The organism is Actinoplanes sp. NPDC051343 (assembly GCF_044455125.1).
Classification (GTDB): domain Bacteria; phylum Actinomycetota; class Actinomycetes; order Mycobacteriales; family Micromonosporaceae; genus Actinoplanes.
This window is the reverse complement of sequence record NZ_JBITEL010000005.1, coordinates 135,122-147,345: the sequence shown is the minus strand read 5'-3', so window position 1 is coordinate 147,345 and position 12,224 is coordinate 135,122. Positions and strand designations below refer to the sequence as shown.

The window sequence follows — 12,224 nt, the reverse complement described above, 5'->3', positions numbered from 1 at the left end:
TGGAACCGTCCCGCAGACATTCCTACCGTGTGGGCATGACGATACGAGCGGTGGTCTTCGACATCGGAGGCGTCCTCGCCGAATGTGAGCCGATGGACTTCGCGCAGCGGGCCGAGGCCGAGCACCGGCTGCGCCCGGGTTCGCTCGGCGCCGGTCTGGAGGACGTGTGGGACGCGGGCCGGATCGGTGGCGTCACCGAGGCCGACGTGACGGCGGCGCTGCTCGAGCGGTGCGGGCTGACCGCGGCCCAGGCCGACGCGGTGCTGGCCGAGATGTGGCGGCAATACCTGGGTGTCGCCAACACGCGGCTGATCGAGTGGGCCCGGGGACTGCGCCCGGCCTACCGCACCGGCATCCTCAGTAACAGCTTCGTCGGCGCGCGCGAGCGGGAGCAGGAGCTTTTCGGCTTCGAGGAGCTGGTCGACGACCTCGTCTATTCGCACGAGGTGGGCGTGAGCAAGCCCGATCCGGCGATCTGGGAGGTGACCGCTCGCCGGATGTCGGTCGAGCCGGCCGAGATCGCGTTCCTCGACGACCTGCCCCGCAACGTCGACGCGGCCCGTGAGCTGGGTGTCTCGGCCGTGCTGTTCGAGAGCACCGCCCAGGCGATCGCCGATCTCGAGGCGCTGCTGGAGCGGGCGCGGCCCGCCGGGTGAAGTCGGCCCGCCCGGCACGTCAAAATAGGGATAGAGTGGTGCGCGATGGTCTTAGCCTTCAACATTCGAGGGAACGCGGCCATCCCTCCGCCGGAGGATCCCATGGACCAGCCCCGCATCACTGACCATGCGTCGGACTATTTGCGCGTCGACTCCCAGCCGACGGGCGACGAGCGGCGCGTGCGGCTCGTCGCGCAGGGCGAACTCGACAGTCAGACCTCAGCGTTGCTGATCGCGGCGGTCAGCGATCTCGCGACCCGGCATTTGCCCGACCGGCCCCGGCCCGACAGCATTGTGCTCGACCTGGCCAAGCTGACCTTCATCGACGCGGCCGGGGTCCGCTGCCTGCTGCAGTGCGAGACGGCCGCGGGCCACAACGGCGTACGCCTGGAGCCGGGTGATGCCCACCCGGCCGTCGTGCGCATCCTCGACATCGTCGGTCTGGCCCGGCATTTCGGCTTCGCATCGTCCGGCCACGAGGCCAACCGGCTGGACGCCGACGAGGTGGACGAACTGTTGACCTGGTCGCTGCGCGCTCGCCGGCAGGCCCACGACATCTGCTTACGCGCGTGGCAGGCCCGGCAGCGAAGTACGCTGCTGCGCGACATCATTCCAGCACGCCCGACTCGGTGAGGCGCACAGCGATCTGGCCCGCCCTGGCCGGTCGCCTACTGACCGTCGTCGATCGCCTTCACCACCTCGTCGGTGGCGGCCCAGGTGTCAGTGGTCCGCCGGCCCCTGCACCTCGCTGATGCCCGCCCAGTGCGCGCCGGGCACCGTCTGCGCCGCCGCCCGGGTGATGCCCTGCAGGGGTGTCCTCGAGGTCCGTCTCGTTCTGCAGTGAGCGGGCGATTCGCTCAGCGTCCGGACGAGTTCGTTCCCCGAGCCTCCGCCGTCGTAGCTCCGTGACGGCTGCCGGCCGCCGGCGGGTCATCAACCCTCCGCACTTGACAACTCCTTCACGCCGCCAGTCTGCCCGGAAATCCCGATCCGCAAAACAGATCGGGCCCGCGGTCAACCGACCGCGGGCCCGACCCGGGCGAAAAGGAACTCAGTGCATGACCACCGGCACGGCTTCGGCCTGGTCGTCGTCGAGCAGGCGCGACTCCTCCTGCTTGCGCGGGAGGAAGAGCGCCGCGGCCACCGTCACCAGAACGAGTGCGAACGCCACCCAGTAGGTGTGTGCGAACGCGTGCGCGGCGTTGGCCAGGCCCACCTTGATGCCGGCGTCGCCGCCGATCTGCTGGGCGATCCGCGGGTCGTGCCGGGCCAGGATCGCCGCCGGTCCGAGCTTGGCGTCCTTCAGGCCGTTGGTCAGGATCACCGACATCACCGCCACGCCGATCGAGCTCGCGATCTGCTGGGTGATGTTGAGCAACGTCGACCCTCGGGCCACCTCGGCCGACCGCAACGTCTTCAGCGCCGAGGTCATGATCGGCATCATCGTGCCGCCCATGCCGAGACCCATGACGAACAGGATGCCGATCAGCACCGAGTACGACGTGGTGGACGTGATCTGGGTGAGCGCCGCCATGCCGGCCGCGATGAAGACGAGTCCGAACGGCACGATCCGGCCGACCGGGAACTTGTCGGTCAGCGCACCGGCGATCGGCATGGTCAGCATCGCGCCGATGCCCTGCGGGGCGACCAGCAGGCCGGCCTTGAGCACCGACTCGCCACGGATCTGCTGGAAGTACGTCGGCACCAGCAGCAGACCGCCGAAGAACGCGATCGCGAACAGGAACATCGTGATGATGCTGATCGCGAGGTTGCGGTTGCGGAACAACCGCAGGTCGAGCAGCGGATGCTTCGGCTTGAACGAGTAGAAGACGAACGAGACGACCAGCACCAGGCCGACGATGCCGGGAATCAGCACCTTGGGCGCGTCCAACCGGCCCTCGGCCGGGATCGAGGAGACGCCGTAGAGGAACAGTGCCAGGCCGGGCGACATCATCAGCATGCCGACGAAGTCGAACGACTCGGACGGGTGCGGCGAGTCCTTGGGCAGGGCGAAGTACGAGTAGATCAGCGCGATCGCACCGATCGGCACGTTGATCAGGAAGATCCAGTGCCAGCTCGCGGCGTCGATCAGCCAGCCGCCGAGGATCGGGCCGCCGATCGGGCCGAGCAGCATCGGCACGCCGAGGATCGCCATCAGCCGGCCCATCCGCTTGGGACCGGCCGCCCTCGTCATGATCGTCATGCCGAGTGGCATCAGCATGCCGCCGCCGAGACCCTGCAGGACCCGGAAGCTGATCAGCATGTTGATGCTGGAGGCCATCGCGCAGAGCGCGGAGCCGAGCGTGAACAGCGCGATCGCCGCCATGTAGAGCCGCTTGGTGCCGAACCGGTCGGCCGCCCAACCGGTCAGCGGGATGACCGTGGCCAGCGCCAGCGTGTACGCCGTGACGGTCCACGCCACGGTCGAGTACGCCAGTGGGTGTCCGGCCGAGCCGAACGTGGTCTCGAACGTCGGCAATGCGACGTTGACGACAGTAATGTCGAGAATCGACATGATAGCGCCGAGAACGACCACCCCGGCGACTTTGAGAATATCGCCGGTAATGCGGTCGTCGTCGCCGGCGACAGTGGCAACGTCAGTCATGAGTTCATTCCTCTTTTCTGATCCACCGGTGCCCCCACCGGGATCAGCGGCCGGCCCATCCTGGCGTGCCGTCCGTCATCGATATGTGGATGGTGCCTCATTGCGATGCCTGAAGTCAGTCCCGTACGGAGTGACGGCGCACACGGCGGACAGACCATACAACCTGATCATGGACGCGGGCGACGCCTTTTTACTAATAGTCCAGGTCACCTATGAGGAACCTGAGAAAGGCGCCCCCCGCTGAAAGGAGAGGAGACCCGCCTTCGGTCAGAAAATCACCAGTGACCACGTCGTCGCGTCCGTCCACATCGCCCGACGCCATCCGGTTACCGACGGGCCGGCCAGGTGAACTCCCGCACCGGGCCGGAGACGAACGGTGTGCTGCCGGGTGGGCGCCGGAAGTCCGTGGTCGCCCGCACCGTGACCAGGTTGGCCAGGCGCTGCTGCCGTTCGGCGTAGACCGAAGGGTTCCCCGGGTACAGCTTGGCCAGGAATTCCCGCGCCTGCGCGCCGGTGGCCCGGCCTTCCTCCAGGGCCCGGTAGAGCATCAGCTCCGAGAAGTCGTTGCCGGTCATCCCGTCGTACGCGCCGGTCTCGTCGACCAGGTAGCAGGAGGTGAATTCCCAGGTGACCGCGCAGGAGGCGAGAATCCACGGCAGGTGCGCGGCGGCCTTCGCGCTGGTGGCCTCGCCGTCCCAGGCCAGCATGGCGCCGACCGGCACCGGGCGGCCGTCGTAGTCGTCGAGGGCCAGCCAGCTCTCGTCGTGGGGCTCCTGCCGGCGCATGGCCACGTTGGCGTCGTAGAAGATGCGGGGGAGCAGTTCGTCCCAGCGGGGGGCCGGCAGATCGAAGAACCACGTCTTGTGGTGCGTGTCGGGGGACCGGCCGAACGGTCCGACCAGCCGGTAGCTCAGGTCGACCCGGTAACGGTCCGGCATCGCCCACCTCCCGCAGCGGCCGGCCTCAGCCTAACGGGGTCAGCCGGCGCTTTCGAGGCCGCTTTCGGCGCAGACGCCGGCCATGTCGGCTGCGGCGGCGCTGACCGCGGCGACCGCGTCCGGCTCCTGGGCGGTGCCCTTCGATGTCGTCGCCTTGGCGTAGGCGGCCGAGAGGCGTCGGGCGGCGTCGGCCACCGGGGCGTCGGCGGTCGACGAGGCCTTGACGATGCGGTCGACCACGCCCGGTTCCATAAGAGTGGCCTGTGTGATCGCGGTGGTCAGGTCGGCGCAGGTGCGGGTGCCGGGCAGGGCTCCCGAGGCCTCGGCGGTCGGGACGTCGGCCGGGGCGGGCGGTGCGGCCATCGCCGAGGTCGTTGCCGGTGGGGCGGCCGGGGGAGCCGGCGGTGCGGGCGTCGAGTGTCCGCAGGCGGCCAGGAACAGGGCGGCCGCGACGGGCGCGAACCGGTGGCGGTTTTGCGGCATTTGGACAGGTTACGGCGGGTTGGCTCACCACGTACGGAAAGGGGCCCGGTCGGAAACCGACCGGGCCCCACCGACGTGGTCTTTAGAGGTAGCTGCCCTTCTTGTATTCCGAGTAGCTCTCGTTCCAGTCGGTCCAGCCGTTGCCGTTCTTCAGCTTCTGCTCGGTGCCGCTGACCGTGACCACGTCGCCGACCAGGGTGCGGCCGAAGAGCCAGGCGCCCATCTTTTCCGAGACGTTGACGCAGCCGTGTGAGACGTTGACGTGGCCCTGCTTGCCCTCCGACCACGGCGCGGCGTGGATGAACGAGCCGCTCCACGTGATGCGCTGCGCGAAGTCGATCGGGGTCTTGTAGCCGTTGACCGGGTCGGTGTCGGTCGTGTCGAAGATCGTGTGGCGCTGCTTGTCGATCACGAGCATCGTGCCGCTCCACGACGGGGTGCTCGGCTTGCCCAGGCTCACCGGCAGCTTCTTGATGACCTTGCCGTTCTCGGTGACCGTCATCTGCTTGGTCCGGTTGGAGACCGTCATGATGAACGACCGGCCGACCTTGATGTCGACGGTCATGTCGGTCCTGCCGTAGTAGCCGTTGCCGAGCGGGACGCCGGCCAGCGACACCCGGTAGAAGACCTTGGAATTGGCCTTCCAGTAGACCTTGGGCCGGAAGTGGACCTCAGTCGAGCTGATCCAGTGCCAGGTGCCCTCCTGGACCGGCGACGCGGTGACCACCATGCGGCGCTCGACGTCGTCGCGGTACGCGGTCGGGATCGCCCGGTTGAACTTGACGATCAGCGGCATGCCCACGCCGACCGTCATGCCGTCGCCGAGGAAGCTCGTCGCCCGGATGACCTTGGTGGGCGCCTTCATCGTGGTGAAGGCGCTGCTGCTGGTGCCGCCCTTGCCGTCGGTCGCCGTGCCGTTGACGGTCACCGTGTATTTCGTGCCGTACGACAGCGCCTTGGCCGGGGTGAACGTCTTGGCGTCCTTGTCGACGGTGCCCTTGACCTCGTTGCCCTTGGCGTCGGTGACCTTGACGGTCGTGTTCTCCGGGTCTTCCGACGAGTATTTGATCGGCGTGACCGCCAGGACGCCGGTGGCGTCGGCCTTCGGCTCGACCACCGCGACCGTGCTCTGCTTCGGCGGGGGAGCCGCCTCGTTCTTCGAACCGGAGGGCTGCTGGGAGGCGCCGCCACCCTGCCAGGACGGCGACTTGTCACCGTGGCCACAACCGGAGGCGAGCAGCACCGCGCCCGCGATCACCGCGACCCCGGCCATCCGCCACGGTCGTCGAACCACAATGCTTTTCATCGTCCCCTCACGGCCTTTTCGGATCGGCCCGCCAATCATGCTTGATGCCTGTCTCCGCACCAATCCCGGATTCGTGCCGGGGTCCGTCTATCCGATTTGGGGTGTTTAGGTATCGCCCGGAGTGGTTACGGCTTATGCCAGGTTGGCCGGCACCGGCAGCGCGCTGCCCTTGACGAAATCGGCCCAGCTCACATTCCACGGTGTCCAGCCGTCGCCGTACTGCAGCTTGTCGCCCGTGCCCTTGACCACCACCGGGTCACCGATGAGCGTCTTGTCGAACAGCCACTTCGCGTTGGACGGAGACACATTGACGCACCCGTGCGACACGTTGGTGTGCCCCTGCGCGCCGGTCGACCACGGCGCGGAGTGAATGTATTGCCCGCTCCAGGTCAGCCGCTGCGCGAACTCGATCTGCGTGCGGTAGCCCGCCGCGCCGTCGGTGTCGGTGGTGTCGAAAACGGTCGACGCCAGCTTGTCCATCACGACCATAGTGCCGCTCGCCGACGGGGTGCTCGGCTTGCCCAGGCTCACCGGCATCGTGCGCACCACCTTGCCGTCCTGCACCACCGACATCTTCTTGCTCGCGTTGTCGACCTTCATCTCCAGGTCGCGCCCGATCTTGGCGCTGGCCGAGCGGTCGCGGTCGCCGTAACGCCCCGAGCCGGTCGGCAGGCCGCCCAGCGCGGCCCGGACCGTGAGCTTGGTGCCCGAATGCCAGAACTTCGGCGCGCGGTAATAGGCCTGGGTGCCGTTCGAGGTCCACGCCCACACGCCCGGCTGCGCCGGCGAGGTCGTGACGAACAGCCGCTTCTGCACGGCCGCGCGGTCGGCCTTCCGGATGCCCGGGCTGAACTCGACGACGACCGGCATGGCCACCCCGTAGGTGTGGTCATCGAAAAGGTAGAGCCCGGTGCCGGTCCTGTGCGCCGGGGCGCCCATGGTGGTGAACGAGGTGGTCACGGTCTTCGCATCGCCCGCCGCGCCGGTGGCGACGACCGTCACCGCGTACTTCTCATGGGTTTTCAGAGGCTTGGAGGGCACCCAGCTGGAACCGTCGTCGCGCAGCGAACCGGCGACGGCCTTGCCGTCGCCGCCCTTGACCGTCACCGAGCTGACCTTGCCGCCAGTAAGCTTGAGGCCGACCTCGGCACTCACCGGCACGTCCTTCTTGCCGGCGGCCGGGGTGATGCTCAGCGAGACCGGAACGGCCGGGGCGGTCGTGGCGTTCTCCACCCGGTCACTCGGCGCCGACGCCGGAGCGGCCGCCCCGCTCTTCTTGCTGTCGCACGCCGACAGCGCCAGCGGCGCGATCACCGCCATCGCAACGACCGCCACCAGCGAGCGACGCATGCAGACCACCCTTAGCCCGTTCTTAAGTTTGCCGGGGACATCCTGCCCCATGGATGCAAGGTCGGGAGTCGGCCAGGCGGCTGAATCCCTCTCCTGATCTTGGCGGGGGGTGGATTTCTTGGATGACCGAGGCCCGTGCTAACGTTTCCGTCGTTGCCAGCGAGCGCCGCTAGCTCAATTGGCAGAGCAGCGGACTCTTAATCCGCGGGTTGTAGGTTCAAGTCCTACGCGGCGCACCAGGTTTCACCAGGGCGTATAGCTTCCGAGCTATGCGCCCTTGATCTTTGTGAGACGTCGGCGGGCGGCCTCACCTCCCGCCCCTGCGGCGACTCGATTGCCTGTGCCGGCGGTCAGCACGATGCTGCTGCACGTTCTTAAGGGCGATGCCCGCGCAGTGGGCGAGGCACGTTGACATTGATGGATTGCCGGATGTCAGCTATGGGAGCAGTTGATTTGCGAACCGGACAGGTGCCGACCTGGAACACCTTGAGCATCGCCGAGCAGACATTGATTCGTGCCGCTGTGTCTGGGGCGCGGCTGGCCGGCACGATACAGACGTACGGGGCCGCGATGCGCTGGGCCGGCATGCCGGGCGTGCCGCCGCGCAGCTACACCGACGACGAGCAGTGCCGCTTGGTCCCTCAACTCGCGGACGTCGCGATGACGCTGGCGACCGGCGGACTGCTCTCTATCGTCCGTCGGCGGCATCTCCGCGGCGAAGGCGAAGTCCTGCTGTCGGGCGAACCGCTGCGGCACGTCCTCGCCGAGCCCGCCAACTGGATCTGGAACCCTTCCTCGGCGAATGATTACACCTTCCGCGCAGCGCAGCAGTTGCGCGACCGCTGGTCCGCCGACGTGTACCCCGTGGTCGATACGGCCGATTTTCCCGCGTGGGAGCAGCTGAGCAGAGAGCAACGTGAGGTGCTGGTATGTGCTGCGGAGTCCAGCGGCATGCTGACCGGAGCGTTCGGTATTTGGACCGACCCGCCATCCGAGCTTCAGGGCGCCGATCGGCAGGCGTGGATCGAGGAGCAGCTGGGCCCGTTGCTGTTCTTCGTCCGTGCCGGCCTGATCGAGGTACGCCACTTTCCCGACGACAGCAGTGACGCATATTCGGTCGTTCCCGTCGATGCACTCGGCCAGACGCTTGCCGATCCCGCCGTCCGCGAGAGCGAGGACTGGGGCGTAGGAGTGGGGTGCGTGTTCACTTACGACGGGCTGGCCGTCTGGCGCAACGCGTGGAGCGGCGGCTGGAACAGCCGCCTGCGCCTCGACTGAACGGGGGCGTGGCGCTAAGTGGCGATCGGTTCGCGGCAGATCGGTGAAGGTACCGATTACGGCGAGTTCGGAGGCTTGGCCTTCTGCGGGTAGATCGTCTCGTGGCGGGCCAGCATGGCGACGAACTCGCCGATCTTCCGCTCGCGGGTCTGCGCCCGTTTGACGGCATTGACGCGGTAGATGAGGGCGAACCGGTTGGTCTTGGTGAGTACGTCGAACATGGCCTGGGCGGCCGGAACGGCGGCGATGGCGGCGAGGAGGTCGGCCGGTACCTCGGCTTCCGACGGCGGGGCGTAGGCCCTGGCCCACCGTCCGTCCGCTTTCGCGGCGTCTGCTGCAGCACGGCCTGGGGGCAGCATTCGTCCTTCTGCTTCCAGCCGGGACACGTGGGCGATGTTGCGTTGCGACCAGGAGCTGCGGGCTCTGCGAGGGGTGAACCGGATCCAGGAGGTTTCCTGATCACATTTCCGGGTCTGCCCGTCGATCCAGCCGAAGCACAGGGCCTCGTCGACGGCATGCTGCCAGGTCAGCGTGGTGACTGTGCCGCCTTTCTTGGTCAATGCCAGCCAGACGCCGGGTGACGTAGCGTGGTTGGCCGACAACCACGCGCGTAGCGCCTCGGCGTCCGCCACGATCAACTCATCCAGCTCGGCGCTCGCCATGACGGCAGGCTAACCGACGCGACGTGGCGGCTGATCGTCGCCGCATGAACCGAGGTGGCCGCCACCAGTACCGCATAGGTTCAAGCTATTCGATCGATTGCGTTCCGATAAATATATCTGCAGTCACCCGAAAGGGTTTTCATAATGGGCTGCGCGTCGCCAAGGCGCGACCAAAAACGACGGCAATGTCTGCTTTGTCATCGACCAATAGGGTTAGCGGCTGAGGTCCGTCGAGGTACTCGATCGGGAAGGCAGAGCCGGTTCACTGTTAGTGTTTGGGCGCATCGCGAGACGCAGCGTCCTGGCAGTCGGTTCAGAAAGGCTTTCGCCTATTGTTTCGGAGTTTGCCGTACGCCAACGGGCTTGGCCCGCTGCGCTCGGGGCCGGCTGGCATGATCTTTCCTTTCGTCGCTTACCGAATGGGTTTTCCGTCGGCGACATCGGGCGAACGGCCGTCAGTGACGCGTTGCCTGCTTCTGAAAGGGTGAGATGAAAGCACGTCCGCATGCTTGTACAGTCGGCCGGTCGCGCTGGACCGGATACGCCAAGGCGCGGACGTGAACCTGCCGATGCTGTATGAAGCCGCCGTTCCCTTCGCGTCACGTCTGCCAGCCGCAGTGGCGGGCCACGCCGACCGCGGGATTCGGCTTCGTTTCCGGCGCCGCTGGCTGCTGCTGGCCGTGACCCTCATCGCCGCGCTCGCCGAATGCGTATCGGTACCGGGCGCGCTTCTCGGCGCTGCCGGCCTGTGGTTACTGTTCGGTGCGCCGATTGTCCTGATGTACGGCATCGCCAACGCCGTCGTTTCCACTCGTAACGGCAGGGCGATTCTCGCCGTCGGCGGCGCTGTCCTGGGTGACATCCTCGCCGCACTGCTGACGAATACGTTGTTGCCGTGGGCGGGGATCGGAGCTCCGCTCGAGCGGATCCCCCTCGCTTGGGCATCAGTGTTCCTGATCCTGGCCTTGACTGCGGCGGCGCCCGCCCCCGGACGGCTCCGGTGGCGCCTCGCCGTTCCTGTTCAGGGCCTCGGACCGGTGCTCTGGCTCGGCTCGGTGTGCGTCATTCTTTCGATCGCCGGGCCGATCCGGCTGAACAACGGGCTCAGCGGCAAGGTGGCCATGGCGGCGCTGGTTGCCCTGGCGCTCCTTCTCGTTGTGCTTTTCGTTCGGCGCGGGCAGCACAGCACGACTGTCACGTGCGTCGGACTGTTCTTCGTCGCGGTCTCTTTGCTGCTGCTCACCTCGCTGCGCGGCTGGTATATCACCGGCCACGACGTTCAGCGTGAGTATGAGGTCTTCCAGCTCGCCTATCAGCCCGGCCGTTGGCAGATCGCGGCGTTCCGCGACGCCTACAACGCTTGTATGAGCATCACTGTGCTGCCGGTATCGATCGTCCGGCTCACCGGCATCTCGGGCCTGTACGTCTTCAAGGTGGTCATCCCGTTGTTGTTCGCCGTAGCTCCGGTCGGTCTCTACCGGGCGGTCCGGCACGGCGCCCCGCAGACCATCGCGCTGCTCTCGGCCATCTACTTCGTCGCTTTTCCTGCCTACTTCACCGACATGGCGTTCCTCGCCCGGCAGGAAATCGCGTTCTTGCTGCTGGCGTGCGTACTTCTGGTGCTGGCTGACAGTGGCCGCCCGCTACGTGCCCGGCAGACCGCGGCGACCGTATTGCTGGTCGGCATTGTGCTGTCGCATTACTCCACTACATACGTATTGCTGGGGGTCATCGGCACGGCGTACGCCCTCGGCGTGGGCTGGCGTCTGGCGGCGCGTCGTCGAGGCGGCTTCGGCAAGGCTTTCCAACGACCGGTGCTGCTGACGTGGTGGATGATCGCGATTGCGGCGATTGCCGCAGTGCTGTGGACGGGACCCGCCACACACACGGGCGGACAGGCTGAAGCGACGACCAAGGCAGCCGTGCTCGAGCTTCTCGGCAAGAGGTCGGACAGCGGATCGTCGGACACCTCGTACAGCATCTTCGGCGGTAAGCAGGTCACCGAGGCTCAGCGGCTGAAGAACTATGCGACCCAGACCATCCAACAGACCGCGCAGGCGCGCGCCGACAGTGACTACCTGCCTCTCAGCGAGGTCGACAAGTATCCGGTCACGTCGGTCGACCAGGCCGACCTGCCGCTGACCCCATTCGGCCGCCTGCTGGAAAGGGCCGGCGTGAACGTCACCGGTATCAACAGCCTCGTCCGGCTGTCGTTTGCCCGGCTGCTTCAGGTGTTGCTCCTCATCGGTCTCGTGCTGGCGGTGGTGGCTCGTAAGCCGGTGTTCCGTGCAACCTCGGACCAAATTCTGTTGAGTGTCGGCGCGGTGGTGCTGATCGGCGTTCTCACGGTGTTGCCGCAACTGTCCGTCGACTACGGCGTACTTCGCGCCTTCCAGCAGGGCCTGTTCTTCTTCGCGCCATTCATCGCAGCGGCCTCCGTCTCGATATTTCGGTGGACCGGTCGCCGGGCGACGACGTTCGCCTTCGCCATCTCGGTGGGATTGTTCCTCGACCTGTCCGGGTTCGTGCCGACACTGCTCGGCGGGTATCCGGCGCAGCTGCATTTGGCCAATGAGGGTCAGTACTTCGATATTTACTATCTGCATCCGGAGGAACGGTCCGGCATCGCATGGCTCAGACAGCAGGCTCCGGAGGCGGATCGCGAGTCGGTCCAGTCGGAGATTCAGACCGACCGGTACACGTTCGGCCGCGTCCAGACTCTGCTGACTGGCCGGACCTACAACGACATCTATCCCACGCTGATCGGTGCGAAAACCTACGTATTCCTCGGCTTCACCACCGTGCAAAAGGGCGAGGCGACACTGTCCTACCGCGGCGACCTGGTCACGTACCGCTACCCGCTTGGGCTGCTCGACGTTACGAAGGACAAGGTCTACGCCAGTGAGGGCGCGGAGGTGTACCGATGACGGTGAGCGACGTGTGACC

At 66.8% G+C, this 12,224-nt stretch carries 10 protein-coding genes and 1 tRNA gene; 5 read left to right on the top strand and 6 right to left on the bottom strand.

Annotation, left to right across the window (positions count from 1 at the left end; translation table 11 throughout):
- The first annotated feature begins 35 nt into the window (after nucleotides 1–35).
- Nucleotides 36–656, top strand: coding sequence for an HAD family hydrolase (locus ACIA5C_RS18190; RefSeq protein ID WP_396055926.1), 621 nt, complete (start codon nucleotides 36–38; stop codon nucleotides 654–656).
- Nucleotides 657–758: 102 nt separating this feature from the next.
- Nucleotides 759–1,289 carry an STAS domain-containing protein gene (locus tag ACIA5C_RS18185; protein WP_396055924.1) on the top strand — a complete coding sequence of 177 codons (531 nt, stop codon included), beginning with the start codon at nucleotides 759–761 and terminating at the stop codon, nucleotides 1,287–1,289.
- A gap of 418 nt (nucleotides 1,290–1,707) precedes the next feature.
- Here ACIA5C_RS18185 and ACIA5C_RS18180 read toward each other — a convergent pair whose 3' ends face one another.
- The 5 genes from ACIA5C_RS18180 to ACIA5C_RS18160 form a co-directional block, all read right to left on the bottom strand.
- The gene (locus ACIA5C_RS18180; protein ID WP_396055922.1) at nucleotides 1,708–3,261 is read right to left on the bottom strand and encodes a DHA2 family efflux MFS transporter permease subunit; all 1,554 of its coding nucleotides are present in this window, start codon (nucleotides 3,259–3,261) and stop codon (nucleotides 1,708–1,710) included.
- A gap of 326 nt (nucleotides 3,262–3,587) precedes the next feature.
- Entirely contained in the window at nucleotides 3,588–4,199 is a 612-nt protein-coding gene (locus ACIA5C_RS18175; protein WP_396055920.1) for a hypothetical protein, read from the bottom strand.
- Nucleotides 4,200–4,238: 39 nt separating this feature from the next.
- On the bottom strand, nucleotides 4,239–4,682 hold the full coding sequence (locus ACIA5C_RS18170) for a hypothetical protein (protein WP_396055918.1): 444 nt from the start codon (nucleotides 4,680–4,682) through the stop codon (nucleotides 4,239–4,241).
- Between the two features lie 82 nt (nucleotides 4,683–4,764).
- Nucleotides 4,765–5,988 carry an Ig-like domain-containing protein gene (locus ACIA5C_RS18165; RefSeq protein WP_396055916.1) on the bottom strand — a complete coding sequence of 408 codons (1,224 nt, stop codon included), beginning with the start codon at nucleotides 5,986–5,988 and terminating at the stop codon, nucleotides 4,765–4,767.
- A 132-nt stretch (nucleotides 5,989–6,120) separates the two neighbouring features.
- Nucleotides 6,121–7,338, bottom strand: a complete 1,218-nt coding sequence (locus ACIA5C_RS18160) for an Ig-like domain-containing protein (protein ID WP_396055914.1) — start codon at nucleotides 7,336–7,338, stop codon at nucleotides 6,121–6,123.
- A 163-nt stretch (nucleotides 7,339–7,501) separates the two neighbouring features.
- On the opposite strand from ACIA5C_RS18160, the gene ACIA5C_RS18155 reads away from it, so the two are divergent.
- Together ACIA5C_RS18155 and ACIA5C_RS18150 are read left to right on the top strand one after the other, a co-directional pair.
- Nucleotides 7,502–7,577, top strand: a tRNA-Lys gene (locus ACIA5C_RS18155).
- A gap of 199 nt (nucleotides 7,578–7,776) precedes the next feature.
- Nucleotides 7,777–8,616, top strand: coding sequence for a hypothetical protein (locus ACIA5C_RS18150; RefSeq protein ID WP_396055912.1), 840 nt, complete (start codon nucleotides 7,777–7,779; stop codon nucleotides 8,614–8,616).
- Nucleotides 8,617–8,672: 56 nt separating this feature from the next.
- On the opposite strand, the gene ACIA5C_RS18145 is transcribed toward ACIA5C_RS18150, so the two are convergent.
- Nucleotides 8,673–9,278: a YdeI family protein gene (locus ACIA5C_RS18145; RefSeq protein WP_396055910.1), complete on the bottom strand. Its 606-nt coding sequence runs from the start codon at nucleotides 9,276–9,278 to the stop codon at nucleotides 8,673–8,675.
- A 557-nt stretch (nucleotides 9,279–9,835) separates the two neighbouring features.
- On the opposite strand from ACIA5C_RS18145, the gene ACIA5C_RS18140 reads away from it, so the two are divergent.
- A complete protein-coding gene (locus tag ACIA5C_RS18140; protein ID WP_396055908.1) occupies nucleotides 9,836–12,205 on the top strand; it encodes a hypothetical protein in 2,370 nt (789 codons plus the stop codon).
- The last annotated feature ends 19 nt before the right edge of the window (nucleotides 12,206–12,224 follow it).

Bases quoted from the DNA above. Each gene is read 5' to 3' on its own strand.
- ACIA5C_RS18190 (WP_396055926.1), top strand. From the start codon at position 36: ATGACGATACGAGCGGTGGTCTTCGACATCGGAGGCGTCCTCGCCGAA.
- ACIA5C_RS18185 (WP_396055924.1), top strand. From the start codon at position 759: ATGGACCAGCCCCGCATCACTGACCATGCGTCGGACTATTTGCGCGTC.
- ACIA5C_RS18180 (WP_396055922.1), bottom strand. From the start codon at position 3,261: ATGACTGACGTTGCCACTGTCGCCGGCGACGACGACCGCATTACCGGC.
- ACIA5C_RS18175 (WP_396055920.1), bottom strand. From the start codon at position 4,199: ATGCCGGACCGTTACCGGGTCGACCTGAGCTACCGGCTGGTCGGACCG.
- ACIA5C_RS18170 (WP_396055918.1), bottom strand. From the start codon at position 4,682: ATGCCGCAAAACCGCCACCGGTTCGCGCCCGTCGCGGCCGCCCTGTTC.
- ACIA5C_RS18165 (WP_396055916.1), bottom strand. From the start codon at position 5,988: ATGAAAAGCATTGTGGTTCGACGACCGTGGCGGATGGCCGGGGTCGCG.
- ACIA5C_RS18160 (WP_396055914.1), bottom strand. From the start codon at position 7,338: ATGCGTCGCTCGCTGGTGGCGGTCGTTGCGATGGCGGTGATCGCGCCG.
- ACIA5C_RS18150 (WP_396055912.1), top strand. From the start codon at position 7,777: ATGGGAGCAGTTGATTTGCGAACCGGACAGGTGCCGACCTGGAACACC.
- ACIA5C_RS18145 (WP_396055910.1), bottom strand. From the start codon at position 9,278: ATGGCGAGCGCCGAGCTGGATGAGTTGATCGTGGCGGACGCCGAGGCG.